Origin of the sequence: Pseudomonas sp. AA-38, assembly GCF_029457475.1 — a bacterium.
Classification (GTDB): Bacteria; Pseudomonadota; Gammaproteobacteria; order Pseudomonadales; family Pseudomonadaceae; genus Aquipseudomonas.
Genome location: NZ_CP120359.1, coordinates 2,164,377 through 2,189,001 on the forward strand (window position 1 = coordinate 2,164,377; position 24,625 = coordinate 2,189,001).

Here is a 24,625-nt window from a genome sequence, read left to right on the forward strand (position 1 = left end):
TTCAGCCTTCCTTGCGCGATTTGGCTAGCTGTTCGACGGCTTGCAGACGCAGGCGTTCGTGCTCGTCGAAACGCTCGGCGGCCAGCGTGTCGATGGCCGCTGCACGGTCGCTGGCGCTGAGGCCTTCATTGTTCTGAATGCGTGCCTTGGCGGCCAGGTAGTCGTCCACGCGCTTTTGCCATTGCTGTCGTTGCTGATCGAGCGCCTCCAGGCGTGCAGTGGCCTCGGCACCCACCAGTTGCTGGCGCATCTGGCGGATCTGTGCGGCGCTGGCACCTTCGGCCTGCAGGCGCGCGGTGTGCTGGCGCAGTTCCTGTTGCAGCTCGGGCAGCACGGCCTCCTGCAGCTCTGCTGGCAGGCTGGCGCGCAGGCGGTCGATGGCCTGGCCCTTGGCTTCGTCGCTCAGGCTCGTGTCCTGACGGATGGCCAGGCGCTCCAGGGTGAAGCGGTTGTAACCCTCTTCATTGGCGAAGAAGGCCTGGTGCGTCTCGGCATCGAACAGGCGTGCGCGCAGGGTCTGCACGGCATTCTCACGCTGGCGCAGAGCATCCAGATTGGGGAGTTGTGGCAGGTCACGCTCGAGCAAGACCAGTTCGCGTTTGTAGTCGAGGTACTGATCGAGCAAGGTCTGGGCACGCGAGCGCGCCGGCTCGGCGAGCTGGCTGTCGATATAGGTACGTAGACGCCCGACGCTGGCAGCCAGGCTTTCTTCGCCAATACTGGCGAGGAAGTAGTCGAACAGACGGCGGATATCTTCGCTGATGATCAGGTTACCGGCAGCGTCTACCCGCAGGCTGCCATCGATTTCGGTACCGATGAACGAGCGCGGCAGATTCAGCTTGCTGGCCTGGCTGGTGCTCGTCTGAGTGGGTGTGGGTGCGTTGCGGGTGATGGGTGCACTGTCGTCTGGCGGCGTCACCTGGGCAGTGACAGGCTTGGCGACGGCCTCATGTTCGGTATTGGCCGCAGGTTGCAGATAGAGCATCAGTGCCAGGCTGGCGGCGAAGAGCAGGGGAAGCAGCAGAGCGAGTCTTTTCACGAAAGCGTCCTGAGCAGCACAAAGGGCCAGCCAGCCGTGCTGACTGGCCCTCGTGGGGGGATTACAGCCCGGCGTTCTTCAGACGATTGGCGTGCTGACGGTAGACGGTTACCGGGTCGGTCTCGAACAGGCTGGTCAGGCCCATGGTCTGGTTGACCTCGTCGAGATGGTTCATCCGATAGTTGTCGCGAATCACCTGGCCCATGTGCGAGCTGCAACGCCCGACCAGACCGTCGTTGTCCTCGCCTTTGAAGGTCAGCGCGGCGGAACCGAGCAGCAGGTCGCTGGGGTCGAGCGGGTTGGTCAGCGGGCTGGTGCCGCTCCAGGAGTAGTAGCGAATGCCATTGACGCTATAGGCGCCTTCGCCACAGGCGCTGGTCGGCAGGCCTTGTGGGAACTTGGCGTTGAAGCGTGCCGCCCCTTCGCTGTTGAGCGACTCCAGCGAGCCCAGGGCGTTCTGCTCCCTGTCGCTGGGGCCGCCAGAGAAGAAGTTGATCATCGCACCGAGGCCGTTGACCATACCTACCAGGATCGGGGTGGCAGCCGGGCCGATAGGGCCTTCGCTGAGCTCCTTGAGGAAGTCGGCGGCAGCCGAGCCCTTGTGCGGAGCGCCGACGCTGGTGACCGAGGCGACCAGATCCGGGCGTACAGCGGCAACGTAGCGGGTGGTCGGGCCGCCATGACTGTGGCCGATCAGGTTGACCTTGGGCTTGCCGCTGATGGCGACGATTTCCTCGACCTGCTGCAGCAATTGCTCACCACGGGCTTCGGAGGTGTCCAACTGGCTGACTTCGGTGACGTAGACGCTGGCGCCGTCGCGACGCAGGGCATCAGGAATGCCATACCAGTAATCGACGCCGTAGATGTCGTCGAAACCGAGCATGCCGTGACCGAGGACGATGGGGTAGCGGGTCTGGGTATAGCCGGTGGAGCCAGAGGCGCCGAACCAGGCAGCCTGCGTCTGAGCGCAGGTCAACAGGCCGGCACCGAGGCAGAGGGCGAGCAGGGTCTTGTTCTTGTTCATGGGTGCTCTCGTGTTGAATTGGGGGCACTTTGCAGGCACATCCTGTGCTGATTCGTGGCCTTCCTTGCTGACAATGGCACGGCAGGAAACGTGCCATCATCACGGCATCTCCGGGGAATGGCCGGCTGGAGCGGCTTTGTCGGTATTGGCGAGTTTACTGTGGGGATCGTGCAGGCATCTTCTTGTTACACCCAGAAACGCCGCACCTGACAAGGCGTGTAGGGGACTGGGAACCACTTGAAGGCTGTAGGGTGCTTCGGAAGGGGTGAGCCAATCGAAGGTTGGCTGTATTGGCGGCGATTGGTGTTTCGGCTGTCATCTTGACGCTGCCATGTGGCTTCTCTAGGATGCCGCTCTGCGCCGATTTAAACAGCTACTTGCGGGGCGCCAGAGGGAGTCGCGAGACGCCTGAAATTCCGCTAAAGCGCTGGTTCGGTGTCGCCTCTCACCGCTGCCCAGCGGGAAGAAGAGGCGGAGACTCGACCATGACCTGTCCCCAATTGCATATTCGCCTGGCGCCCATCACTTCGGGTCTGCCGCTGCGCAATCCACGCATTCTCCTTGGCGGTAGCCATCAGCCCACGCTGCTGCGCTATCTCGAGGGTTGGCCCAAGCGCTGGCGCGGGCCCCATGCCTTTCGCATCCAGTTCGTGCAGAACGACGAATCGCTGGCACGCTTTGCGCGTGACAGTTTCGACCTGGCCGTGGTGCAGGCACCCACCGCCGAACAGCGGGACGCGACCATCGCCGAGCTGGTCAGGGTGGCGCGTCAGGGGCTGATCACCCGGCGCTGATCCTTGCCCTAGGTGTAGGAGCGAGTTCTGCTCGCGAAGCTTCATGAGCGCCAATGTTCGCGAATCGGGCTCGCTCCCGGAGTCTAGGGGTAGTCGATCTCGACGATATAGCAGGTCTTCTCGCCGGTTGGCGTGTGTACTCGCACTTCGGCGTCCAGGGGCTTGCCGACCAGGGCGCGCGCCAGCGGTGAATCGATGCTGATCAGGCCCTGCTTGAGATCCAGCTCGTCCGGGCCGACGATGCGGTAGCGTGACTGTTCGCCGTCTTCGTCCTCGATGGTGACCCAGGCGCCGAAGTAGACCTTGTTGGAATCCGATGGCCGTTCGCTGACCACCTTGAGCTTTTCCAGGCGCTTGCTGAGAAAACGCACACGGCTGTCGATCTCGCGCAGCATCTTCTTGCCGTAGGTGTACTCGGCGTTCTCCGAGCGATCCCCTTGTGCGGCGGCCTCGCTGACGGCCTGGGTTACCTGGGGGCGACGCACATGCCAGAGCTCGTGCAGCTCGGCGCGCAGGCGCGCTTCGCCTTCGGGGGTGATCAGCGGTGTACCGGCAGGGCGGGGGGGCGATAACGGCTCATGGCGACTCGGCTGCTGAAGGGGGCGCCAGTCTAGCAAACCCCTCGTCTAGCAGGCCGTTGAAAAAACGTAGGCGAGGCAGTCAGTGCAAGGCAAAAACAGCCGAAAAAGCGCAGTTTACGTGTTGTAAATGAGCATTTTGAGGCTGTTTTTAACGCAGCAATGGCAACGTAGGTAGTTTTTCAACAGCCTGCTAGCCTTAACCTTCGCGCAACACGTTGAGCGGGCTGGCGTTGAGCGCACGGCGCGTACCCAGTACACCGGCGCTGCCTACCAGCAAGGCGCCGATCACAGGCAGCAGCAATAACCAGGGGTGTGGTTGCCAGGCGATATCGAAGGCATAGCGGTACAGCAGCAGGCTCACCAGCTCGCAGCCCAGTGCCGCCAACAGTCCCGCCGCCGCGCCGAGCAGGCCGAACTCGGCCCTTCGGGCCTGCATCAGCAGGCGCCGCTCGGCCCCCAGGGCACGCAACAGGGCACCCTGGCGGATGCGCTCGTCGAGTGTGGATTGCAGGCCCGCGAGCAACACGGTGACGCCGGCCGCCAGGACGAACAACAGCACGTATTCGATGGCCAGGGTGACCTGGGCGAGGATGCTGCGCAGTTGCCCCAGCACGGCATCGACCTGCAGCAGGGTGACGCTGGGGAAAGCGCGGCTGAGGGCGACCAGGTCAGCATCATGGCCGGGCGGCAGGTAGAAGCTGGTGAGGTAGGTGGTCGGCAGATCCTGCAACGTCTGCGGCTCGAAGATCATGTAGAAGTTGGGCTGGAAGCTGTCCCAGTCCACCTCGCGCAGGCTGCTGACCTGGGCTTCGCGCTCGATGCCGCCGACGTTGAAGCGCAGGCGGTCACCCAGCTTGAGTTTCAGGCTTTCGGCCAGTTCGGCTTCCACCGATACGCCTGGCAGTTCACTGTGACTTTCAGGTGACCACCACTGGCCGCTGCTGATGCGGTTGCTGCTCGGCAACTGCTCGGCCCAGGTCAGGCTCAGATCGCGCTGCACGGCGCGCTCGCCACGGCTGTCCTTGCTGACGATCTGCCTGACCGGCTCGTCGTTGATCGCTACCAGGCGGCCCGGTACCACCGGGTACAGCGGCGCCGGGTGTGGCGACAGTTCGGCCAGGCGCGCGGCGAAGGCATCGCGCTCGGCTGGCAGCACGTTGAGGGCGAAATGATTGGGGGCATCGGCGGGCAACTGTTCCTGCCAGGTGTCGAGCAACTCGCCACGCAACAGGGCGATCAACGCCATGGCCAGCAGGATCAGGCCGAAGGCCAGGGCTTGCCCGGCTGCCGCCAGCGGGTGGCGCAGCAACTGGCCCAGGCCCAGGCGCCAGGGCAGGGCGGAGCGTTGCAGCAGGCGACGCAGGCTCTGCAGGCCGGCGAGCAGCAAACCACCGAGCAGCAGCGTGGTGATCAGTCCACCGCCAAGCAGCGCCAGGGTCAGGCGCAGATCCAGACTCAGGCGCCACATGATCAGGCCCAGCGCCAGCAAAGCTGCGCCGTAGATCAACCAGGAACTGGCCGGTACTGGCAGCACGTCGCGACGCAGCACGCGCAGCGGTGGCACCCGGCCCAGCGCGGCCAGTGGCGGCAGGGCGAAGCCCGCCAGCGCCACCAGACCGGTAGCCATGCCCGCCAGCGCCGACCAGATGCCGGCAGGCGGCAGATCATCCGGCACCAGGCCGCGCAGCAGGTGAAACAGCACGTACTGGCCGAACCAGCCGATCAGGGCGCCGAGCAGGCAGGCCAGCAGCCCCAGCAAGGCCAGTTGCAGGCTGAACAGGCCGAGGGCTTCACGGCGTGACAGGCCCAGGCAGCGCAGCAGGGCGCTGGCATCGAAGCGACGGCTGGCGAAGCGTGAGGCCGACAGGGCCACGGCGACCCCCGCGAGCAGTACGGCGGCCAGGCTGGCCAGATTCAAATAGCGCTCGGCGCGGCCCAGGGCACCGCCCACTTGGCGATTGCCGACGCGGGCGTCCTCCAGGCGCTGGTTGGGTTGCAGGCCGGGTTCCACGGCTTGCCGATAGGCTGCCAGGGCCTGGCCGTCGCCGCGCCAGAGTTCTCGGTAGGTGACGCGGCTGCCTGGTTGCACCACTTCGGTGGCAGCCAGGTCGGCGAGGTTGATCAGCACTCTCGGCGTGAGGCTATAAAAGTCGCCAGCGTTGGCTGGGTCGTAGGTCAGCACCCGACTCAGGCGCAGGCGTTTGGCGCCAATCTCGATCTCGTCGCCCACGGCAATGCCCAAGGCCACCATCAGACGCGCTTCGGCCCAGGCTTCGCCGGGGGCGGGAAGCTGCCCGGGGCGCTGTGCCTGGTAGGGGGCGGCGGCACTGCGCAACTCGCCGCGCAGGGGGTAGGCCTCGTCGGCTGCCTTGATGCTGGCAAGCTGAATGCCGTCGCCGGCGGCCACCACGCTGGAGAACTCGACCAGGTGTGAGTGCTGCAGGCCCAGGCGTTTGCCGGCCTCGATCTGTTCTTCCGTGGCCGGCGTGCTGCCGCTCAGGCGCAGGTCGGCGGCGAGGAACTCGCTGGCGCGCAGGAGCATGGCATCGTTCAGCCGTGCGCTGAAATAGCCGATGGCGCTACTGGCTGCCACGGCCACCAGCAAGGCGAAGAACAGTACGCGCAACTCGCCGGAGCGAGCCTCACGCCACAACTGGCGGCTGGCCAGTGTCAGCAGGCGGGCGAAGGACAGGCGGGTCATCAGGGCTGTACCTGGTCGATCAGGTGGCCGGCTTCGAGGCGGATCAGGCGCTGGCAGCGATGAGCCAGGCGTTCGTCATGGGTAACCAGCACCAGGGTGGTACCGCGCTCCTGATTGAGGGCGAACAGTAGATCGCTGATGCGCTCGCCGGTCTGGGTGTCGAGGTTGCCGGTGGGTTCGTCGGCGAACAGCACGTCCGGGTCTGCGGCGAAGGCGCGGGCGATGGCCACGCGCTGCTGCTCGCCACCGGACAACTGGCGCGGGTAGTGCGACAGGCGCTGGCCCAGGCCGACTCGTTCGAGCAGGGCGCGGGCACGCTGGCGGGCATCGGCGTGGCCTTCGAGCTCCATCGGCAGCATGACGTTTTCCAGCGCATTGAGGCTGTCGAGCAACTGGAAGGACTGGAACACGAAGCCGACATGCTCGGCACGCAGGCGGGCGCGCTGATCCTCGTCTAGTAGGCTGAGGTCCTGGCCGGCCAGCAGCACGCTACCGGCGCTGGGCAGGTCTAGCCCGGCGAGCAGGCCGAGCAGGGTGGACTTGCCCGAGCCAGAGCTGCCGACGATGGCCAGGCTGTCGCCCTTTTCCAGGTTCAGGTCGAGATCATGGAGGATGGTCAGCTCGCCTTCCGCGCTGCTGACCACTTTGCTAAGGTTCCGCGCAGCGAGAATGCTCGAAGTCATGGAGAATCCAATGCGTGCATGGTGGCTGAGTGGTGCCTTGGCCTTGCTGTTCTGGACCCAGGGGGCGGTTGCAGGCACCCTGCTTGTGGTCGGCGATAGTATCAGCGCCGCTTTTGGCCTGGATAGCCGCCAGGGGTGGGTGGCGTTGCTGGAAAAACGCCTCTCGGACGAGGGTTTCGACCATCGAGTGGCCAATGCCTCGATCAGTGGCGATACCAGCGCAGGCGGCCTGGCGCGCCTGCCGGCGCTGCTTGCCGAGCATCGCCCGCAGGTGGTGGTCATCGAACTGGGCGGTAACGATGGCCTGCGTGGCCTGCCTCCTGGGCAATTGCAACAGAATCTTGCGTCGATGGTCGAGCAGTCGCAGCAGGCCGGAGCCAAGGTACTGATTTTGGGGATGAAGCTGCCACCTAATTATGGCGTTCGCTACACCACGGCTTTCGCCAAGGTGTTCGCTGATGTAGCGCAGGCGCAGCGGGTCGCGCTGGTGCCGTTCTTCCTCGAGGGCGTGGGTGGTGTGCCGGGGATGATGCAGGCCGATGGCATTCATCCCAATATCGCCGCTCAGCCAGTGCTGCTTGATAATGCCTGGCCGGCGCTCGAGCCGCTGCTCTAGCGGGCGTTGAAAAACTACCTACGTTGGCAATACTGCGTTAAAAACAGCCTCGCGTGCGAGCCCAGTCAAAATGCTCATTTACAATACGTAAACTGCGCTTTTTCGGCCGTTTTCGCCTTGTCTTGCCTACCTCGCCTACGTTTTTCAACGGCCTGCTAGAGGCTTTTCCCGTCAGGGTCTTTCGGCTAATGTGGCGACCCCGCCCCGGAGCTCCAGATGCCGCGTCCTGCCTGGTCCATTCATGCCTACCAGCTCATCGAGCCGGACGAGCAGCTCGATCTGTTCGCCTGTCGCGAAGTGCGTCTGCACCTGGTGGCTCGGCAGTTGCGCCTGGGCGGCCATGCCGACCGCACCCTGTGCGGCGGACTGCTGCCCGCGCAACCCCGTTGGCGAGCCATGCAAAGCGAGTCGCTGCGCGATCGGCGCCTCTGCCCGGATTGTCTGGCGGTGCTGCAGGCGCAGCGTCAGGGTCTGTGCTCCAACTGGGCGGATGGCTGATGACTGCCTAGGCTTCAGGCGGCGGTGTACAATCGACTTCACTCAACTTTCAACCCATCAAGGATTCCCGGATGTTGTCGCGATTCTCTGCGGTCAACCGTTGTCTCGCTGTGCTGGCTCTGTGCTCCAGCACCGCCGTTCAGGCGCTCGAATTTCCCCTGCCTCCTCCTGGTGAGGACATCGTCGGTCAGGTGCAGGTGGTCAAGGCCAAGTACGAAGACACCTTCGCGGATCTGGGCAAGGCCAACAACCTGGGTTATCTGGAAATGGTCGCGGCCAACCCGGGCGTCGACCCTTGGTTGCCGGGCGAGGGCAAGGAAGTCGTCCTGCCGACTCGTTTCATACTGCCACCTGGCCCGCGTGAGGGGATCGTGATCAACCTCGCCGAGTACCGTCTGTACTACTACCCGAAAGACAAGAACGTGGTGTACACCTTCCCGCTCGGCATCGGTCGTGAGGGGTGGGGCTCGCCGCTCGGCACCGGGCGTATCACCGCCAAGACGCCAAACCCGGCCTGGTACCCACCCAAGTCGATCCGTGAGGAGCATGCGGCAGACGGCGATCCGCTGCCAACCGTGGTGCCGCCGGGGCCGGACAACCCGCTGGGCCCCTACAAGATGTCTCTGTCTTTCCCTGGCTACCTGATCCACGGCTCGAACAAGAAGTTCGGTATCGGTATGCAAGTCAGCCATGGCTGTTTCCGCATGTTCAACCACAACGTCCTGGAGCTGGCGGCGATGGCGCCGGTAAATACGCCGGTGCGTATCATCAACGAGCCCTACAAGTTCGGCCTCAGTGGCGGCAAGGTGTACCTGGAAGCGCATGCCCCGCTGAACGAAAAAGGCGAGCCCTCGGTGGTGGATAAGCACACTGCAGTGATCAACGCGTTGCTCAAACGTGACGATCTCACCGGCCTGCGCCTGGACTGGGACAGCGTGCGTGAAGTCGTGGCGGCCGAAGATGGCCTGCCGGTGGTCATTGCCCAGGCCAGTGGCGGCACGGTTGCCAGCAGCGAACAGCCGTCGTTCTGAGCCTGGTGCCCCGAAAAGCCCGCCCATGTTCGCATCGGCGGGTTTTTTATTGCCCACTGATTGGGCATTGATGGGCAGGCAACAAAAAATTGCCAGGAGCAATTTTTGACGTCGCTTGCGACGGCCCGAAGGGTGGCTCCAAGGCGAGGCAGGCAACAAAAAATTGCCGGGAGCAATTTTTGACGTCGCTTGCGACGGCCAGAAGGGTTGCCGCCAGGGATGGCAGGCAACAAAAAAGCCGACCCGGTTGCCCGGATCGGCTTCTTGAAAAGCCCGTCGCTATTACTTGCGGCTAGCTTTTTCCAGCATGCGCAGAGCGCGCTCGTTGGCTTCGTCAGCGGTCTGCTGAGCCTTCTGAGCAGCAGCCAGAGCTTCATCGGCCTTGCGGTAGGCTTCATCGGCACGGGCTTGAGCGCGAGCAGCAGCGTCTTCGGTAGCAGTCAGACGAGCTTCGGTTTCTTTGGACATGCTGCTGCAGCCAGTAGCCAGAACAGCGGCCAGAGCCAGAGCAGAGAATTTCAGAACGTTGTTCATCGTGTTCCCCTTGAGGTGGAGTTTTCCATAAAAAGCAATTTCCCTACTTTGGGAAATTAGCCGGCGTACATACTACCTGTTAGTTCCAGTAAGTAAACTGAGTGAAGGCAAGAGTGACATCTTTTTTTCACTCTCCGAGTGACGCCGCACGCGCCGTAGCAGTGGTTTGTACAAAAAACAAACAAAAAGCCGCTGGCTCGACTTAATGAGGGTGCAGTAGGTTAGGTCGGCGATGTCGTAAGGCCAGCGTAATCCAACTAAGAACAATAAGGGGCTTAAAAGATGCTGGGTAACTTGGGCTTGTTAGTGGGGCTGGCGCTGTTGATCTTCATGGCGCTGCGTGGGGTGAACATCTTCATCGCTGCGCTGCTGTGCGCGATCCTCGTAGCCTTGACCAATGCGGTGCAGGTGCCCAAGGCCTTGCTGGAGTACTTTCCGTTTGGCCCACTGGGAGCCTTTACCTTCGCTGGCAAGTTCTTCGTGCTGTTTCTCTGTGGCGCCATCTTCGGCAAGGTGATGGCTGCCAGTCAGGCTGCCAGCAGCATTGCTCAGGCCATTACGCGTGGCTTGGGCACGCAACGCACGCTGTGGGTGGCAATGCTGGTCTGCGCAGTGCTGACCTATGGTGGTGTGGTGGTGTTCGTGGTGATCTTCACCATGTACCCCTTGGGGATTTCCCTGATGCGCGAGGCCAATCTGCCCAAGCGTCTGTTCTGTGGCGCCATTGCTCTTGGCGCGGGAAGCTTCACCATGACTGCGCTGCCGGGCTCGCCATCGATCCATAACGTAATCGCCGCCAGCGCTCTGGGCACTGATCTGTTCGCCGGAGCCTGGATCGGCCTGCTGGCGAGCCTGCTGATGGTCGGGCTGGGCATGGCCTACCTGCAACGTGAGTGGCGCCTGGCCCGTGAGCGCGGCGAGGGCTTCGAGGCCAATGCTCAGGACGAGCGCATGGCGCACTTGGCCGGCACGCCTGGCAGCGGGCCGCACTGGGGGATGGCGGTGATGCCGATCGTCGCCGTCCTGGGCATCATTTTGCTGCCGCGTCTTTTGGCGCTGTCCGGTATGGTCGTGGCGGGCGATGGGATGCTCGGCGGGCTGCTGGCGTTCAGTCAGGCGCAACCGATCCTCTGGCCCAGTCTGGCGTTGGTGCTGGCTACCGGCCTGGCGATCCTGATGTTCCCGGCGTTGCGCCGCAACCTGCTGCAGACGCTGGGGCAGGGCGCGGATGATGCGATCATGCCGCTGCTCAACACCGCGGCTGTGATCGGCTTTGGTGGGGTGGTAACGCAGACGCCGGGTTTCGCCCAGTTCGCTCAGTGGATCGTCTCGGTCGAGCTACCGCCGTTGCTTTCGGTATTCGCTTCGGTCAGCGTGGTTTCGGGTATCGTTGGTTCGTCGTCGGGCGGCCTGCAAATCTTCATGCAGACGCTGGCACCGCGTTACCTGGAAATGGGCATCGAGCCGGAGATATTGCACCGTATCGCCAATATCGCCGCCGGTGGGCTCGATTCGTTGCCGCATTGCGGTGCGGTCATCGCCCTGCTGATGATCATGGGCCTGACCCACAAGCAGGCCTACAAGGATATCTTCGTCATCACCGTGCTGATTCCTGTGGTCGCCTGCCTGGCCTGTATCGCCGTCTTGAGCCTTGTGTAAGTGGTTGATTACGCATGACTGTTACCCACGTGCCCTGCTAAGCTGCAAGGATTGCAGATTGTTGCAGGGCAGGTTTCAGGCATTTCCGGCCGCTGGCCGTCGAGTAGCAGAAGGTTGCCGCTGCACCGAGGCGCTTCGGAGAAAGCGTACGACGGACAGAGGAGTTGATATGAGCGAAGCGTTATCCATTCATCACGACGAGGCCAGTCATCAGTTCGTGACCACCGTCGACGGTGATCGTGCCTACCTGGCCTACATGGATCTGGGCAAGCAGACGCTGGATATCTACCGCACCTTCGTGCCCAACTCCCTGCGCGGCCGTGGCATCGCCGCAGCCTTGACCGAGCACGCCCTGCGCTATGCTGAAAACCGAGGCTATACTGTGATCCCGTCCTGCTCCTACGTCGAGCGCTACCTGGAGCGTCGCCAGCGCCATCAGGTGAGCTGAGCGTTCAGGGCACAGAAAAACGCCGGGCAATGCCCGGCGTTTTCGTTTGCGCATGAAGCGCTCAGCTACGCTGGCGCTTGGGCAGTATATCCTTGAGTTTGGCATGCATGCTGCGCAGCGCCTTCTCGGTGGTGTCCCAGTCGATGCAGGCGTCGGTGATGGACACACCGTACTTGAGGTCGCAGAGGTTCTTCGGAATCGACTGGTTGCCCCAGCCCAGGTGGCTTTCCACCATCAGGCCAACGATGGAGTTGTTGCCTTCGAGGATCTGGTTGGCGACGTTCTCCATCACCAGCGGTTGCAGGGCCGGATCCTTGTTGGAGTTGGCGTGGCTGCAGTCGACCATGATGTTCGGGCGGATGCCGGCCTTGGTCAGTTCCTGCTCGCAAATGGCAACGCTGACCGAATCATAGTTGGGTTTGCCGTTGCCGCCGCGCAGCACCACATGGCCATAGGCGTTGCCCTTGGTGGTGACGATGGAGACGCCACCCTGGGGATTGATGCCGAGGAAACGGTGCGGGCTGGATACCGATTGCAGAGCGTTGATAGCCACCGTCAGGCCGCCATCGGTGCCGTTCTTGAAACCGACGGCCGAGGACAGGCCGGAGGCCATCTCGCGGTGGGTCTGCGATTCGGTGGTGCGGGCGCCGATGGCCGACCAGCTAATCAGATCCTGCAGGTATTGCGGGGAGATCGGGTCGAGCGCTTCGGTGGCGGTGGGCAGGCCCATCTCGGCGAGATCGAGCAGCAGCTTGCGACCGATGTGCAGGCCATCCTGAATCTTGAACGAGTCGTCGAGGTAGGGATCGTTGATCAGGCCTTTCCAGCCCACGGTGGTACGCGGCTTCTCGAAGTACACGCGCATCACCAGGAACAATGTGTCGGACACCTCGGCAGCCAGCACCTTGAGGCGCTCGGCATATTCATGTGCGGCCTTGATGTCATGGATGGAGCAGGGGCCGACCACGACGAACAGACGGTGATCGCTGCCGTCGAGGATGTCACGCACCACCTGGCGACCGTTGGCGACGGTCTCTTGCGCCGAATCGGTCAGGGGGATTTCGCGCTTGAGCTGATCCGGGGTGATCAGCGTTTCATTGGAGGCGACGTTGAGGTCGTTGATCGGTAAATCAGCCATCGTGCTTGTCATCAGGTCAGGGTCGTCGGGTCACGGGTGCAGGCCGCCAGCGTTCCCCTGGTATGGTAGACACGGCCAGTTCAAGCAGGGGGAGCCGAACCTTAGCGCGTAAGGCGCGGCGCGACAATGGGGCGAAGGGCCAATGAGGTCGATAGACGGACTCTTCAGGACAATTGCGGAAAGCCGGCGGCATGCTGGGCGATCCATTCCTGCGCGCAGTGTTCGATGGAGACGGGGGCGCCCTGGTGCCGTTCAAGCTGCTGCCGGTAATGCTGGATCTGGCACACTTGTTCGACCATACGCGCGCGAAACAGGGTGTCCTCGTCGGTGAAGGCGATGCCGACCAGATAGTCGTCGGCCTGACGCCGACACCAGGCGACGACGCCTGGGTAACGGGCCTGTTCGCCCAGCAGCGGGATGCGCATCTCTATTGCGGTACCGCGGCGAAAGGCGCGACTCGAGTTGCACGCCACCCCGCCGAGGCTGATATTGTGCAGTCTTTGTCGCGGGATATTGGCTTGCCTGCGCAGAACCAGTTCCACCGGCATGTCGCTGGGATGACGCAGAAATTTACGCATGAGCACTGACCTCGACTGCAGGCAAAGTGATATCAGTGACTCCAGTATAGCCATACAACTGGAGTTGACCGATCTGGATGCCGACCGACACTTGCTCGACCTCGACGGCATATCGCTGCTGATCTTCACTAGCATGGGCTGTGCCAGTTGCCGCTGGGCACGGCAGAGCCTGCCTGGCATGGGCCTTCCGGTGGATCGCCTGTGCTGGATCGATGCCGGGCACAATGCCGGTTTGGTGACGCGCTACGAAGTCTTTCATCTGCCTGCATTGTTCATCGTGCGAAACGGTCAATTTCATGGCGCCCTGTCGGCACCTCTCACGTCTTCCGAACTGATCACTGCCGTCGGCCACGCCCTGCGTCGCCCGGCTGAGGAGCTTCCCTGATGACCCTTAATCCTGCGCCACGTATCGGCATCATTGGCACTGGCGCCATTGGTGGCTTCTATGGCCTGCTGCTGGCACGTGCTGGTTTCGATGTGCATTTTCTCCTACGCAGTGAGTACCCGGCCGTAGCTGCCAATGGCCTGCAGCTCAACAGCCAGGTGCATGGTGCGCTGCATCTGCAGCCGGTGCAGGCCTATCGCCATGCCGAGGACATGCCGGCCTGTGACTGGCTGCTGGTGGGCGCCAAGACCACGGCCAATGCCGAACTGGCCCCGCTGATCAATCAGGCAGGGGCGCCGGGTGCGCGCGTCGTGTTGCTGCAGAACGGCCTGGGCGTGGAGACGGCGCTGCGTCCCTTGCTGGACGACGGCCTGCATCTGCTCGGTGGCCTGTGCTACATCTGCGTTCACCGCAGTGCGCCAGGGGTAATCGAGCATCAGGCCCTGGGCGCCATCAACCTGGCCTACCACAGTGGCCCAGCCGAGGATGACGAGGCTCGGCGTAGCTTGGTGGACGAGGGCGCGGAACTGTTTCGCAAGGCGGGTCTGGATTCGCAGGCCATGGCCAAACTCGAACAGACCCGTTGGCAGAAGCTGGTGTGGAACGTGCCCTACAACGGCCTTTCGGTACTGCTCGATGCCGATACCAAGGCGATGATGGGCAATCCCAGCAGCCGTGCGCTGATCCGCGACCTGATGCTCGAGGTGGTGCAGGCCGCACAGGCGCTCGGTCACGACATGCCGGAGAACTATGCCGACAAGCTGCTGGCGGCCACCGAGCGCATGCCCGATTATCTGCCGAGCATGTACCACGATTTCGCCCAGCGCCGCCCGGCCGAACTGCAGGCCATCTACGCCACGCCGCTGGCGGCTGCCGCTGCGGCAGGGCAGGACATGCCCAAGGTGCGCGCACTGTATCAGGCTCTGCAGTTCTTGCAGGCGCGGCAGGAGGCATAGGTCATGGGCAAGGGGTTGGGCGACAAGCTGGTGTTGGCGATCTCCTCGCGGGCGCTGTTCGACCTCAGCGAGAGCCACCAGGTCTATGAAAGCGAAGGCGTTGAAGCCTACCGGCGTTACCAGATCGAGCACGAGGACGAAGTGCTGATGCCCGGTGATGCCTTCCCTCTGGTGGAGAAGTTGCTGGGGCTCAATGCTCGGCTCAGCGAGCAGCGCGTCGAGGTGATCCTGGTGTCGCGCAACAGTGCCGATACCGGCCTGCGCGCCTTCAATTCGATTCAGCACTATGGCCTGGGCATCTCCCGCGCTGCCTTCGTCGGTGGGCGCAGCCCCGACCCCTACCTGGCAGCGTTTGGTTGCCATCTGTTTCTCTCCACCCATGCCGATGACGTGCGCAGTGCCCTCAAGGCCGGCTTCGGGGCGGCGACGCTGCTTTCCGGTGGTTCGCGGCGCGCAGCGAGCAATGAGCTGCGCATCGCCTTCGATGGCGATGCCGTGTTGTTTTCCGACGATTCCGAACGGGTCTACCAGAGTGGTGGGCTGCACGCTTTTCAGAACCATGAGCGTGACGCCGCCCGACAGGCCTTGCCGGGCGGGCCGTTCAAGCCCTTTCTTGCGGCGCTGCACCGCTTGCAGCAGGCCTTCCCTGAGGATGCCTGCCCGATTCGTACAGCCCTGGTCACGGCCCGCTCGGCGCCGGCACACGAGCGGGTGATTCGCACCCTGCGTGAGTGGAACATCCGCCTCGACGAGTCCTTCTTCCTCGGTGGCCTGGACAAGTCCGCGGTGCTGGAGGCATTTGCCGCCGATGTGTTCTTCGATGATCAGACGGGGCACTGCGAGGCCGCGCGGCAGGTGGTGGCAACGGGGCACGTGCCCCATGGCGTGAGCAATGAGCCGATTCCCTGAGTGCCTGTGCGAGCAGGCCTTCCCTCGAGGGGGCGTACCGTTGCGAGGCTTGTCCTTGCGTCGATGACTTATAACCATTCGTCCTGAATGGCTTGGCCAACCTTGCGTTATCCGCTGCGCTGCTACTCTCATTGATGGGCCCAAGTCAGAGTAGTCAAGGAGGCCGCACATGATCCGCTCGATACTTTACGCCACCGATCTTGGGCTCTATGCCTCTTATGTGCTGCAACATGCGCTGGCGTTGACGCGCAGCTTCAATGCCAATCTATATGTGGTGCATGCCGTGGAGCCGATGGGCTTGTTCGCCGAGTCCGTGCTGCAAACCTATCTCGATGACGACACGCTCAAGGAGCTGCGCAGCAATGGACTGGGCACGGTGATGTCGAGCATCGAGCAGCGCGTGCTCGAAGGTTTTCGCGACGAGCTCGGCGATGCTGCGCAGGATCTCGATCAGATCCGGGCGGTGCGGGTGATTCAGGGAGATCCGCCCACGGTGATTCTCGAAGAATCACAGAAACTCGGGGTGGATTTGCTGGTCGTAGGCAGTCACAGCCATGGTGCGGAAATGGCCGTGCCGCTGGGACGCACGGCGTCACGGCTGTTGCAGCTATCGGAGGTACCGGTGTATCTGGTGCCCATGTTGCAGCATCGTGCCCATGCAGATATCTGAGGAAGCTGACGTCTTCGTGCTCAGGCTCTAAGCAGAAAAACAATCTATATTTAGGCCATGAACCAGTAATATGGTTATATGAATGCCGGCCATCATGAGCGGGCCGTTCAGCTTTGAGGGAAATCTATGAAGCTTCAGCAACTGCGCTACATCTGGGAAGTCGCGCATCACGATCTCAACGTGTCGGCCACGGCGCAGAGTCTGTATACCTCGCAGCCAGGGATCAGCAAGCAGATACGTCTGCTGGAGGATGAGCTGGGCGTTGAGGTTTTCGCTCGTAGTGGCAAGCATCTCACACGCGTCACTCCTGCCGGTGAGCGCATCATCACCACTGCAGGAGAAATCCTGCGCAAGGTCGAGAGCATCAAGCAGATCGCCCAGGAATTCTCCAACGAGAAGAAGGGCACGCTGTCCATCGCCACCACCCATACCCAGGCGCGCTATGCCTTGCCGCCGGTGATCAGCGCCTTCATCAAGCAGTACCCGGACGTATCCCTGCACATGCACCAGGGCACGCCGACCCAGATCGCCGAGATGGCTGCCGATGGCGTTGTCGACTTCGCCATCGCCACCGAGGGTCTGGAGCTGTTCAACGATCTGATCATGATGCCCTGCTACCGCTGGAACCGCTGTGTGGTGGTGCCGCAGGGCCACCCGCTGGCGAAGTTGCCCAAGCTCACCCTTGAAGCTTTGGCCGAGCACCCCATCGTCACCTACGTGTTCGGCTTCACTGGCCGTTCCAAGCTGGACGAGGCCTTCAATCATCGCGGCCTGACACCCAAAGTAGTGTTCACTGCCGCCGACGCCGACGTGATCAAGACCTACGTGCGTCTCAATCTGGGCGTGGGGATCGTGGCCAAGATGGCCGTCGATCCCAAGCTTGATCCGGATCTGGTGGTGCTCGATGCCGACGATTTGTTCGAGCCCAGCGTGACCAAGATCGGTTTCCGCCGCGGCACCTTCCTGCGTGGGTTCATGTGCGATTTCATCGAGCGCTTCGCTCCGCACCTGACCCGCGAGATGCTGGCCAAGGCCGTGCAGTGCCACAACAAGACCGAGCTGGAAGAACTGTTCGAGGGTGTCGAGCTGCCGATGCACTGAAGGTTCGCAACCCATGAAAAATGTTCTTAGCATTTTTTGGGGAAATGCTTGGTTGATGCTGGACTGGCAAGTTTGTGTGTGGTCTCGTTGTCTTGGTTGGCGTTCTGGACGCCGCTTCGGCGTGTTCGGAAACTCCTTGTTTCGCCCCCTCGGGCGACTCACTTTTCTTTGAAATGCGCAAAGAAAAGTAAGCAAAAGAAACGCACCCCCGCCATCCGGGTCTCGCTTCGCTCGACTTCCCTCACTCCGGCATTGCTCCGGGGTCGGCGTACATGGGCCATCCCTGGCCCATTACGCCTCTCGTGGCATCCATGCCACTCGCCCCCTGCGCAATGCCTACGTTCGGCCTCCTGAAGGGGGAGTTAGCGCGCCTGAACGTAAATCGGTTCCGGGCATGCCTGGCGTGCTCTGGTAGCTGTGGAGCCGCGATGGGGCACCGGATTAAACCAAAACTTTCATTCGCATAGTTTCATTCGCTTGAATAGCATGCCGGCTTCCAGCCGGCATCCCGGTCAGCCCTACGGCTGACCTCATGTTCAAGCACTGCGCACTACTTCTGGCTTACCGCAGGTTCAGGCGCGTGCAGAGCCCGCCCAGGAGGGTGAGCGGAATCGTCGTGGAAGAGGTTGAGCGACATGGATGTCGCGAGAGCCGCGATGGGCCAGGGATGGCCCACCGCGGCGGGCCTCTGGAGCGGCGATGGAGCGAACGAACCCTGGCGCAGCCAGGGCCGGATGAAAGGGCGGAGGGTTTGGTTACTTTGCCCGCAAAGTGACTCGCCCGGGAGGGCGAAACCAAAAACATCAACAAAAACGCGGCAATTCGGAACAGGCATAAGAAGAATCAACACACAAACTTGCCAGTCCGGTATCAAGACTGACTTTCCCGAGATTCCGCGAAAAACCTGAAAAAATGGCGCCGTCACAGGCGCCATTTTTCGTTGCGAGGTAGCGATCAGTGGCTCAGGTGCAGCCCGCACTCACGGTTGTCTTCGCCCTTGGTCGGGTCGAAGTAATCGAACTCGTTCGGCAGGTCATGGGCTACCAGATACTGATAAAGATCCTTGGACGTCCAGTGCAGCAGCGGGGCGACCTTGATCAGGCCATCCGGGTTGATGCTGATGGGCTCCATCTGTGCACGCACGGCAGTATCGGTAGCGCGCAGGGCGGTGAACCAGACGCCGGGATTCATCTCGCGCAGGGCACGGGTGAAGGGCTCCAGTTTCACCTCCTCGGTGAAGGCTGCATGGCGCGGGTCGTCCAGGGCCGGTACCGGGCCTTCCAGCGCCTCGCGGTGGGCGCGCGAGCGCTTGGGCAGATAGGTGATCAGGTTGAGGCCCAGCTTGCGCGTCACCTCGTCGGCGAAGCGGTAGGTGGCCTCGGTGTTGTAGCCATTGTCCATCCAGACCACCGGAATGTCCGGTTTGACCTGGCTGACCATGTGCAGGATGACCGCCTCGAAGGGGCGGAAGTTGGTGGTGCAGATGGCCGGTTTGCCCAGGCCGATGGCCCATTGCACCAGCTTTTCCGGTTGCTTGCCGTACTCGGCGTTGAGCGCGTCCAGATCGAGTTGCATGCTGAGGACTCCAGATCGTGTGCGAGAGGGCGCGATGGTAGCAAAGGCCGGTTATGCGGCTAAATAACCAAGACTATTGTCGAGCTTTCTTATGGTTATAAGAGGCCGCATTGCACGAGCACAGCCCAGCGGCTAGAGTGCCGGCTCCTTTTTGGCTCAACCGAGGAGTGTCCTGTGGAAATCGCGTGTCTCGACCTGGAAGGCGTACTGGTCCCGGAAATCTGGATTGCCTTCGCGGAAAAAACCGGCATCGAGTCGCTCAAGGCGACCACCCGTGACATCCCCGACTATGACGTGCTGATGCAGCAGCGCCTGCGCATCCTCGATGAGCACGGTTTGAAGCTGAAGGACATCCAGGACGTGATCGCCACCCTCGAGCCGCTGGATGGTGCAGTGGCGTTTGTCGACTGGTTGCGCGAGCGTTTCCAGGTGGTGATCCTTTCCGACACTTTCTACGAGTTTTCCCAGCCGCTGATGCGTCAACTGGGCTTCCCGACCCTGCTGTGCCACCGCCTGATCACCGACGAGAACGATCGTGTGGTGAGCTATCAATTGCGCCAGAAGGATCCCAAGCGCCAGTCGGTGATCGCCTTCAAGAGCCTCTACTACCGTGTGATCGCTGCCGGTGATTCGTACAACGACACCAGCATGCTCAGCGAAGCCCATGCCGGCATCCTGTTCCATGCGCCGGACAACGTGATCCGCGAGTTCCCGCAGTTCCCGGCGGTGCACACTTATGAAGACCTCAAGGGCGAGTTCCTCAAGGCGTCGAACCGCAAGCTGAGTCTGTAGTCGTAGGGTGCGCCGTGCGCACCGGCGTTTGTCGGGGTGCCCGTGGTGCGCACGGCGCACCCTGCCGGATCGTTATTCCTGCTGTTCGGCGCGATAGGCCGAGGGCGACTGGTGCTGCCAGCGCTTGAAGGCGCGGCGGAAGTTGGCCAGGTCGGTGTAGCCGAGGCTGTAGGCGATCTCTTCCACCGTCATGCGCCCGGCCTTGAGGTGCTCCCGGGCCAGGGTGTGGCGTACTTCCTCGAGCAGGCTCCTGAACGAAGTGCCCTCGGCCAGCAGGCGGCGGTGCAGGGTGCGTGGGGTCAGGTGGAAGAGGCGGGCGGTGAGGCTGAGCGAGGGGAAGCCGCCCTGTTTTTCCAGCAGCACCCGGCGCACCCGCGTGCTCATGGACTGCTCGGCGGTGAGCTTGGCCAGTTCGCGCTGGAGTATCTGTTCGGTATCGCGAAAGCTGGCCGCATCGGCCGTCTTCAGCGGCTGGTCGATGCTCTGGGCGGGCAGGACGACGCCGCTCCAGCCGGCGTCGTAGCGCACCTCGCACCGGCATAGTTCATGGGCCAGCTCGGCATAGGCGGGCCTGGCGAAGGCGAAGCTGACCCGCTCCAGCGGACAACTGCCCAGGGTCATGAAGTCCAGCACGTTCTTGATCGCCAGGATCACCGCCTCCAGCACCGGGCGGGCAATGCCGCCCAGCGGCGCCGCTTCGGCGAAGACCAGGCGCGCTTCCCCCTCTGTTTCCACCAGGCGGATGCTCACCAGGCTGGTGCGCAGACCGATATAGCGTTCGATCAGCTGGGCGGCCTGGCGCAGGGTGGTGCTGTTCATCGCTGCATAGCCCAGCAGGCCGTGGGTATTGACCACCAGGCGCTCGCCCACCAGCAGGCCGAAGGCCGGCTCGTCGGTACGCGCCACGGCGTCCTCGATCAGGCGTTCGAAGGTGGCCAGCGACAGGCGCAGCTCGCTTTCGCCCAGTTGCGCCTCGTTCAGTTGCGCGCGTGCCAGCCAGGCCGGCACGTCGGCGCCCATGTCGCCGACCAGGCCGACGATCTGCCGCAGGTACTGCGCGGGTAGGGTGAAGCTGTGCATCGCGGCTCCTGCGCTGGAAGCGAATCACTGCGGCGAACAATGTCAATAAATGACCCGTGGATGTCAATCCCGAACCTCACGCCCGCGCCGCGCCGTCCTTAACCTGAAAACGCCTGACACCTCATTCGCACAACTACAACAGGAGGTCGCATGTTTTCACTGTTCGCCAGGCGACGCCCGAGCACGGCCTGCATCAATGGCCGGACGATCGGCGTCGAGCCCAAGGAGACCCTGCTGCAGGCCGCCCTGCGCCAGGGCCTGGATTTTCCCCACAGTTGCCGCGTGGGCGGCTGCGCCAGCTGCAAGTGCCGGCTGCTGGAGGGGCAGGTCAGGGAGCTGACCGAAACCGGCTACATCCTCTCCGACGAGGAGCTGGAGCAGGGCTACATCCTCGCCTGCCAGAGCGTGCCGAAAAGCGACGTGCGCATCGCCGTGGACATGAGCGTTCAGCAGGCCCGGCGCCGCGTCGAGGGGCGCGTGGTGGCGCAGGAGCGCCTGACCCACGACATCACTCGCCTGCTGCTGCAGCTCGACGCCAGCCTGCCGTACAAGTCGGGCCAGTACGCCAACCTCGCTATCGAGGCGCTGCCCGGCGTGGTGCGCAGCTACTCCTTCGCCAGCCCGCCGCAGGCCGATGCCAAGGTCAGCTTCTTCGTGCGCCGGGTGGCGGACGGGCGGTTCTCCAGCTTTGTCCATGAACACAACCTGCTCGGTGAGCGCGTCAGCCTGGAAGGGCCGCTGGGCGATTTCTGGCTGCGCCAGGGCGCTGCGCCGCTGTTGCTGATCGCCGGCGGCAGCGGCCTGGCGCCGATCCTGGCGTTGCTGCAGGAGGCCCTGGCCAGCGGCGTGACGCGCTCGCTGACCCTGCTGTTCGGCGCACGCGAGGAGCGCGACCTCTACGCCCTGGAGGAAATCAGCGCCATCGCCGCGCAGTGGCGCGGCCCCTTCCGCTTTCTCCCGGTGCTCTCGGCGTTGCCCGCCGATGCGCCCTGGCAGGGCGCGCGCGGGCTGGTCACCGAGCATCTGGCGCAGGTGCTGGAGCCCGGCGCCCACGCCTATCTGTGCGGCCCGCCGGCGATGATCGACGCCGCCGTGGCGCAGCTGGTGCGCCACGGCGTGGCCCGCGCGCACATCCATGCCGACCGTTTCACCACGCAGCAGGACACCCTGGCGGCTTCGGCCTGAGAGCCGCCAGACCCGTTACCCATAACAAGAGAAACCGCCATGAATATCCTGCATTACCTGAAGTACTTCCTGTTCCATGCCATCGGCCTGTTCGCCGTGCTGGCGCTGCTCGCCGGCGGCGCCTACACCACCGGCGGCCTGCTGACGGTGCTGGCGATCTACCTGCTGGGCGATGCCGTGTGCGGCGACGACACCTCGACCCCGCGCTTCAAGCATCCGTGGATTCTCACCGTGCAACTGTGGCTGGCCCTGCCGCTGCTGGCGTTGATCGTGTTCACCGCGGTATGGACGGTGAGCGGCGGCGACCCCTTGGGCTTCGGCGCCTGGGCCAGCGCGCTGAGCGGCTACGACGTGCTCGCCGCGCGCGAGGCGACCGCCTTCGGCCACCACGTCGCGGCGGTGATCCTCACCGGCCTGATGATCGGCATGATCGGCACCATCACCGCCCACGAGCTGACCCACCGCACCTGGGACCCGGTGTCCATGCTGATCGGCCGCTGGCTGCTGGCCTTCAGCTTCGACACCAGCTTCGCCATCGAGCACGTCTACGGCCACCACCGCTACGTTTCCACCCGCGAGGACCCGGCCACCGCGCCGCGCGGGCGCAACGTCTACTTCCATATCCTCGCCTCCACCCTCAAGGGCAACCTCAGCGCCTGGCAGATCGAGAAGAAGCGCCTGCAGCGCAAGGGCCATGCCCTGTTCGGCTGGCGCAACGCGCTGCTGCGCGGCCACCTGATGAGCGCGCTGCTGGTGCTGGCCGCCTGGGCCATGGGCGGGGTGGTGGCGGCGCTGTTCTTCGTCGCCTGCGCGCTGTGGGGCAAGGCCTTGCTGGAGATCGTCAACTACATGGAGCACTACGGCATGGTGCGCAACCCGGCCACGCCGGTGCAGCCGCGCCACTCGTGGAACAGCAACCGGCGCATCAGCTCCTGGACCATGTTCAACCTGACCCGCCACTCCCACCACCACGCCCAGGGCGAAGTGCCCTACCAGGACCTGCAACCCTTCCCCGATGCGCCGATGATGATCGGCGGCTACCTGACCACCATCATCGTGGCGATGATCCCGCCGCTGTGGCACCGCCTGATGACGCCCAAGGTGCTGGCCTGGGACCGCGACTACGCCACGGCGGAGGAGCGCGAGCTGGCCGCCCAGGCCAACGCGCGCAGCGGCATCGCCGCGCTGCAGCGGAGTCTGTAGGAGCGAGCTCTGCTCGCGAATATCGGTGCCGCAAAAGCTTCGCTCGCGACGCTCGCTCCCACGGGGCTCAGCGGCCCAGGCGTTCCAGGGTGTCGAGCAGCACCTTGACCTTGGTGATCGACTCCTGATACTCGGCCTGCCAGCTGGAGTCGGCGACGATGCCGCCGCCGCCCCAGCAACTGACCTGGCCATCCTTGACCAGCAGGCTGCGGATGGCGATGGAGCTGTCCAGCTCGCCGCGCACGTCCAGATACAGCAGCGAGCCGCAGTAGAGGCCGCGCCGCGTCGGTTCCAGCTCGTCGATGATCTGCATGGCGCGGATTTTCGGTGCGCCGGTGATGGAGCCGCCGGGAAAGCCGCCGGCAATCAGATCCAGTGCGTCCTTGCCGGCGGCCAGCGTGCCGGTGATGCTGCTGACCAGGTGATGCACGTTGGGGTAGCTTTCCAGCGCGAACAGCTCCGGCACCTGCACCGAGCCGATGCGGCAGCTGCGTCCCAGGTCGTTGCGCAGCAAATCGACGATCATCAGGTTCTCCGCCCGATCCTTGTCGCTGGCCAGCAGCTCATCGGCGTGCGCGCGATCTTCGGCAAGGTCTTTCGCTCGCGGGCGGGTGCCCTTGATCGGGCGGGTTTCCACCTGGCCCTGGCTGACTCTGAGGAAGCGTTCGGGCGACAGGCTGAGAATCGCGCCGCCGCCGCTCAGGCTCTGGAAACCTGAGAAAGGTGTGGGGCAGGCCTGGCGCAAGGCCAGGTAGGCGCCCCAGGGATCGCCTTCATAAGTGGCCTGGAAACGCTGCGTATAGTTCACCTGATAGCAGTCGCCGGCCAGGATATAGGCCTGAATACGTTCGATGGCGGCCTGGTAATCGCGTGCTGCGAGATCGCCACGAAAGGGCTGCAGGAGACGAAATGGCGCCGGCTCGGGGGCGGTTGGAGCGTTGAACAGGGTCAGCAGGCGTTGCCGTTCGTCGCCTGGCAGGCTGGGGTGGAAGACGAGCTGGCTGGTGCCCAGCAGATGGTCGCTGATCAGCGCCCAGGGGTACAGGCCAAGGCTTGCATCGGGTAGCTGCAGATCATCCTCGGCTATGCTGGGTAAGTGCTCCAGGCGTCTGCCGAAGTCGTAGGCCAGATAACCGATCAGCCCGCCGGCAAAGGGGAGCTCGAGGTGTTCGGGAAGCTGGGCCTGACCCAGTTCATGCAGTGCCTGACGCAGGCGTTGAAGAAAGGCCTTGGCCGATTCGTCGGCAATGGGTGCCAGTTCTGCCAATGGCCAGGCGCTCATTAGGTCATAGCGTCCGCGAGTCGCCAGCGGTCGACCGGCATCTAGCAGTACGGCACCCGGTGCCTGGCGCAGACGCTGAAAATAGCCGCTGGGATCGGGCTGGTAGGGCAAGGCATGAACTTGGCAGGTGAGCATGAGGGCCTGTCGGATGAGTCGAAGTGGC

General features: G+C 63.4%; 25 protein-coding genes. 14 read left to right on the forward strand and 11 right to left on the reverse strand.

Annotated elements, in window-relative coordinates; genetic code table 11:
• Position 1 precedes the first annotated feature (1 nt).
• Positions 2-1,039: a lipase secretion chaperone gene (locus PVE35_RS09835; protein ID WP_277374519.1), complete on the reverse strand. Its 1,038-nt coding sequence runs from the start codon at positions 1,037-1,039 to the stop codon at positions 2-4.
• Positions 1,040-1,100: 61 nt separating this feature from the next.
• The gene (locus PVE35_RS09840; RefSeq protein ID WP_277374521.1) at positions 1,101-2,063 is read right to left on the reverse strand and encodes a triacylglycerol lipase; all 963 of its coding nucleotides are present in this window, start codon (positions 2,061-2,063) and stop codon (positions 1,101-1,103) included.
• Positions 2,064-2,548: 485 nt separating this feature from the next.
• Between PVE35_RS09840 and PVE35_RS09845 the strand changes: the two genes are divergently transcribed.
• A complete protein-coding gene (locus tag PVE35_RS09845) occupies positions 2,549-2,857 on the forward strand; it encodes a class I SAM-dependent methyltransferase (protein WP_268177847.1) in 309 nt (102 codons plus the stop codon).
• Between the two features lie 83 nt (positions 2,858-2,940).
• Here PVE35_RS09845 and greB read toward each other — a convergent pair whose 3' ends face one another.
• The 3 genes from greB to PVE35_RS09860 all read right to left on the reverse strand — a co-directional run bounded on the left by greB (position 2,941) and on the right by PVE35_RS09860 (position 6,822).
• Entirely contained in the window at positions 2,941-3,474 is a 534-nt protein-coding gene (greB, locus tag PVE35_RS09850; RefSeq protein WP_277374522.1) for a transcription elongation factor GreB, read from the reverse strand.
• Between the two features lie 160 nt (positions 3,475-3,634).
• Complete coding sequence (locus tag PVE35_RS09855; protein WP_277374523.1) at positions 3,635-6,139, reverse strand: FtsX-like permease family protein; 2,505 nt, start codon at positions 6,137-6,139, stop codon at positions 3,635-3,637.
• Positions 6,139-6,822 carry an ABC transporter ATP-binding protein gene (locus PVE35_RS09860; protein ID WP_277374524.1) on the reverse strand — a complete coding sequence of 228 codons (684 nt, stop codon included), beginning with the start codon at positions 6,820-6,822 and terminating at the stop codon, positions 6,139-6,141. The genes PVE35_RS09855 and PVE35_RS09860 overlap by 1 nt, the downstream gene beginning before the upstream one ends.
• A gap of 10 nt (positions 6,823-6,832) precedes the next feature.
• On the opposite strand from PVE35_RS09860, the gene PVE35_RS09865 reads away from it, so the two are divergent.
• The 3 genes from PVE35_RS09865 to PVE35_RS09875 all read left to right on the forward strand — a co-directional run bounded on the left by PVE35_RS09865 (position 6,833) and on the right by PVE35_RS09875 (position 8,967).
• Positions 6,833-7,438, forward strand: coding sequence for an arylesterase (locus tag PVE35_RS09865; RefSeq protein WP_277374525.1), 606 nt, complete (start codon positions 6,833-6,835; stop codon positions 7,436-7,438).
• 216 nt (positions 7,439-7,654) lie between these two features.
• Positions 7,655-7,936, forward strand: a complete 282-nt coding sequence (locus PVE35_RS09870) for a hypothetical protein (protein ID WP_277374526.1) — start codon at positions 7,655-7,657, stop codon at positions 7,934-7,936.
• A 71-nt stretch (positions 7,937-8,007) separates the two neighbouring features.
• Entirely contained in the window at positions 8,008-8,967 is a 960-nt protein-coding gene (locus PVE35_RS09875) for a L,D-transpeptidase family protein (RefSeq protein ID WP_277374527.1), read from the forward strand.
• Between the two features lie 282 nt (positions 8,968-9,249).
• On the opposite strand, the gene oprI is transcribed toward PVE35_RS09875, so the two are convergent.
• Positions 9,250-9,501 (reverse strand): outer membrane lipoprotei OprI, encoded by a 252-nt coding sequence (gene oprI / locus PVE35_RS09880; RefSeq protein WP_003239826.1) that lies wholly within the window; start codon positions 9,499-9,501, stop codon positions 9,250-9,252.
• 282 nt (positions 9,502-9,783) lie between these two features.
• Here oprI and PVE35_RS09885 point away from each other — a divergent pair, with 282 nt between their 5' ends.
• Entirely contained in the window at positions 9,784-11,160 is a 1,377-nt protein-coding gene (locus PVE35_RS09885) for a GntP family permease (RefSeq protein WP_268177837.1), read from the forward strand.
• A 169-nt stretch (positions 11,161-11,329) separates the two neighbouring features.
• Positions 11,330-11,608 carry a GNAT family N-acetyltransferase gene (locus tag PVE35_RS09890; protein ID WP_268177835.1) on the forward strand — a complete coding sequence of 93 codons (279 nt, stop codon included), beginning with the start codon at positions 11,330-11,332 and terminating at the stop codon, positions 11,606-11,608.
• A 61-nt stretch (positions 11,609-11,669) separates the two neighbouring features.
• Here PVE35_RS09890 and PVE35_RS09895 read toward each other — a convergent pair whose 3' ends face one another.
• Together PVE35_RS09895 and PVE35_RS09900 are read right to left on the reverse strand one after the other, a co-directional pair.
• Positions 11,670-12,746: a 3-deoxy-7-phosphoheptulonate synthase gene (locus PVE35_RS09895; protein WP_277374528.1), complete on the reverse strand. Its 1,077-nt coding sequence runs from the start codon at positions 12,744-12,746 to the stop codon at positions 11,670-11,672.
• A 164-nt stretch (positions 12,747-12,910) separates the two neighbouring features.
• Positions 12,911-13,324, reverse strand: coding sequence for a PilZ domain-containing protein (locus PVE35_RS09900; protein WP_268177833.1), 414 nt, complete (start codon positions 13,322-13,324; stop codon positions 12,911-12,913).
• On the opposite strand from PVE35_RS09900, the gene PVE35_RS09905 reads away from it, so the two are divergent.
• The 5 genes from PVE35_RS09905 (at position 13,323) to cysB (ending at position 17,345) form a co-directional block, all read left to right on the forward strand.
• Positions 13,323-13,709 (forward strand): thioredoxin, encoded by a 387-nt coding sequence (locus PVE35_RS09905; protein WP_268177832.1) that lies wholly within the window; start codon positions 13,323-13,325, stop codon positions 13,707-13,709. The two genes, PVE35_RS09900 and PVE35_RS09905, sit on opposite strands and share 2 nt — an antisense overlap.
• Positions 13,709-14,665: a putative 2-dehydropantoate 2-reductase gene (locus PVE35_RS09910; protein ID WP_277374529.1), complete on the forward strand. Its 957-nt coding sequence runs from the start codon at positions 13,709-13,711 to the stop codon at positions 14,663-14,665. Before PVE35_RS09905 ends, PVE35_RS09910 begins: the two co-directional genes overlap by 1 nt.
• A 3-nt stretch (positions 14,666-14,668) precedes the next feature.
• The gene (locus PVE35_RS09915) at positions 14,669-15,574 is read left to right on the forward strand and encodes a 5'-nucleotidase (protein ID WP_268177830.1); all 906 of its coding nucleotides are present in this window, start codon (positions 14,669-14,671) and stop codon (positions 15,572-15,574) included.
• A gap of 169 nt (positions 15,575-15,743) precedes the next feature.
• Positions 15,744-16,244 (forward strand): universal stress protein, encoded by a 501-nt coding sequence (locus PVE35_RS09920; protein ID WP_277374530.1) that lies wholly within the window; start codon positions 15,744-15,746, stop codon positions 16,242-16,244.
• Positions 16,245-16,370: 126 nt separating this feature from the next.
• On the forward strand, positions 16,371-17,345 hold the full coding sequence (gene cysB / locus PVE35_RS09925) for an HTH-type transcriptional regulator CysB (protein ID WP_277374531.1): 975 nt from the start codon (positions 16,371-16,373) through the stop codon (positions 17,343-17,345).
• Positions 17,346-18,299: 954 nt separating this feature from the next.
• Here cysB and PVE35_RS09930 read toward each other — a convergent pair.
• Positions 18,300-18,920 carry a phosphoadenosine phosphosulfate reductase family protein gene (locus tag PVE35_RS09930; protein ID WP_277374532.1) on the reverse strand — a complete coding sequence of 207 codons (621 nt, stop codon included), beginning with the start codon at positions 18,918-18,920 and terminating at the stop codon, positions 18,300-18,302.
• A gap of 174 nt (positions 18,921-19,094) precedes the next feature.
• Here PVE35_RS09930 and thrH point away from each other — a divergent pair, with 174 nt between their 5' ends.
• A complete protein-coding gene (gene thrH, locus PVE35_RS09935; protein ID WP_277374533.1) occupies positions 19,095-19,712 on the forward strand; it encodes a bifunctional phosphoserine phosphatase/homoserine phosphotransferase ThrH in 618 nt (205 codons plus the stop codon).
• A 72-nt stretch (positions 19,713-19,784) separates the two neighbouring features.
• Here the strand turns inward: thrH and PVE35_RS09940 are convergent, their stop codons facing one another.
• On the reverse strand, positions 19,785-20,792 hold the full coding sequence (locus PVE35_RS09940) for an AraC family transcriptional regulator (RefSeq protein ID WP_277374534.1): 1,008 nt from the start codon (positions 20,790-20,792) through the stop codon (positions 19,785-19,787).
• A gap of 150 nt (positions 20,793-20,942) precedes the next feature.
• Between PVE35_RS09940 and PVE35_RS09945 the strand changes: the two genes are divergently transcribed.
• Positions 20,943-21,977 carry a 2Fe-2S iron-sulfur cluster-binding protein gene (locus PVE35_RS09945; RefSeq protein ID WP_277374535.1) on the forward strand — a complete coding sequence of 345 codons (1,035 nt, stop codon included), beginning with the start codon at positions 20,943-20,945 and terminating at the stop codon, positions 21,975-21,977.
• 39 nt (positions 21,978-22,016) lie between these two features.
• A complete protein-coding gene (locus tag PVE35_RS09950) occupies positions 22,017-23,180 on the forward strand; it encodes an alkane 1-monooxygenase (RefSeq protein ID WP_277374536.1) in 1,164 nt (387 codons plus the stop codon).
• Positions 23,181-23,247: 67 nt separating this feature from the next.
• Here the strand turns inward: PVE35_RS09950 and pabB are convergent, their stop codons facing one another.
• The gene (pabB, locus tag PVE35_RS09955; RefSeq protein ID WP_277374537.1) at positions 23,248-24,597 is read right to left on the reverse strand and encodes an aminodeoxychorismate synthase component I; all 1,350 of its coding nucleotides are present in this window, start codon (positions 24,595-24,597) and stop codon (positions 23,248-23,250) included.
• Positions 24,598-24,625 lie beyond the last annotated feature (28 nt).

Excerpts from the sequence above, each read along its gene's own strand:
- PVE35_RS09840 (WP_277374521.1), bottom strand. The coding sequence starts at position 2,063 with ATGAACAAGAACAAGACCCTGCTCGCCCTCTGCCTCGGTGCCGGCCTG.
- PVE35_RS09845 (WP_268177847.1), top strand. The coding sequence starts at position 2,549 with ATGACCTGTCCCCAATTGCATATTCGCCTGGCGCCCATCACTTCGGGT.
- PVE35_RS09855 (WP_277374523.1), bottom strand. The coding sequence starts at position 6,139 with ATGACCCGCCTGTCCTTCGCCCGCCTGCTGACACTGGCCAGCCGCCAG.
- PVE35_RS09860 (WP_277374524.1), bottom strand. The coding sequence starts at position 6,822 with ATGACTTCGAGCATTCTCGCTGCGCGGAACCTTAGCAAAGTGGTCAGC.
- PVE35_RS09865 (WP_277374525.1), top strand. The coding sequence starts at position 6,833 with ATGCGTGCATGGTGGCTGAGTGGTGCCTTGGCCTTGCTGTTCTGGACC.
- PVE35_RS09870 (WP_277374526.1), top strand. The coding sequence starts at position 7,655 with ATGCCGCGTCCTGCCTGGTCCATTCATGCCTACCAGCTCATCGAGCCG.
- PVE35_RS09875 (WP_277374527.1), top strand. The coding sequence starts at position 8,008 with ATGTTGTCGCGATTCTCTGCGGTCAACCGTTGTCTCGCTGTGCTGGCT.
- oprI (WP_003239826.1), bottom strand. The coding sequence starts at position 9,501 with ATGAACAACGTTCTGAAATTCTCTGCTCTGGCTCTGGCCGCTGTTCTG.
- PVE35_RS09885 (WP_268177837.1), top strand. The coding sequence starts at position 9,784 with ATGCTGGGTAACTTGGGCTTGTTAGTGGGGCTGGCGCTGTTGATCTTC.
- PVE35_RS09890 (WP_268177835.1), top strand. The coding sequence starts at position 11,330 with ATGAGCGAAGCGTTATCCATTCATCACGACGAGGCCAGTCATCAGTTC.
- PVE35_RS09895 (WP_277374528.1), bottom strand. The coding sequence starts at position 12,746 with ATGGCTGATTTACCGATCAACGACCTCAACGTCGCCTCCAATGAAACG.
- PVE35_RS09905 (WP_268177832.1), top strand. The coding sequence starts at position 13,323 with ATGAGCACTGACCTCGACTGCAGGCAAAGTGATATCAGTGACTCCAGT.
- PVE35_RS09900 (WP_268177833.1), bottom strand. The coding sequence starts at position 13,324 with ATGCGTAAATTTCTGCGTCATCCCAGCGACATGCCGGTGGAACTGGTT.
- PVE35_RS09910 (WP_277374529.1), top strand. The coding sequence starts at position 13,709 with ATGACCCTTAATCCTGCGCCACGTATCGGCATCATTGGCACTGGCGCC.
- PVE35_RS09915 (WP_268177830.1), top strand. The coding sequence starts at position 14,669 with ATGGGCAAGGGGTTGGGCGACAAGCTGGTGTTGGCGATCTCCTCGCGG.
- PVE35_RS09920 (WP_277374530.1), top strand. The coding sequence starts at position 15,744 with ATGATCCGCTCGATACTTTACGCCACCGATCTTGGGCTCTATGCCTCT.
- cysB (WP_277374531.1), top strand. The coding sequence starts at position 16,371 with ATGAAGCTTCAGCAACTGCGCTACATCTGGGAAGTCGCGCATCACGAT.
- PVE35_RS09930 (WP_277374532.1), bottom strand. The coding sequence starts at position 18,920 with ATGCAACTCGATCTGGACGCGCTCAACGCCGAGTACGGCAAGCAACCG.
- PVE35_RS09940 (WP_277374534.1), bottom strand. The coding sequence starts at position 20,792 with ATGCACAGCTTCACCCTACCCGCGCAGTACCTGCGGCAGATCGTCGGC.
- PVE35_RS09945 (WP_277374535.1), top strand. The coding sequence starts at position 20,943 with ATGTTTTCACTGTTCGCCAGGCGACGCCCGAGCACGGCCTGCATCAAT.
- PVE35_RS09950 (WP_277374536.1), top strand. The coding sequence starts at position 22,017 with ATGAATATCCTGCATTACCTGAAGTACTTCCTGTTCCATGCCATCGGC.
- pabB (WP_277374537.1), bottom strand. The coding sequence starts at position 24,597 with ATGCTCACCTGCCAAGTTCATGCCTTGCCCTACCAGCCCGATCCCAGC.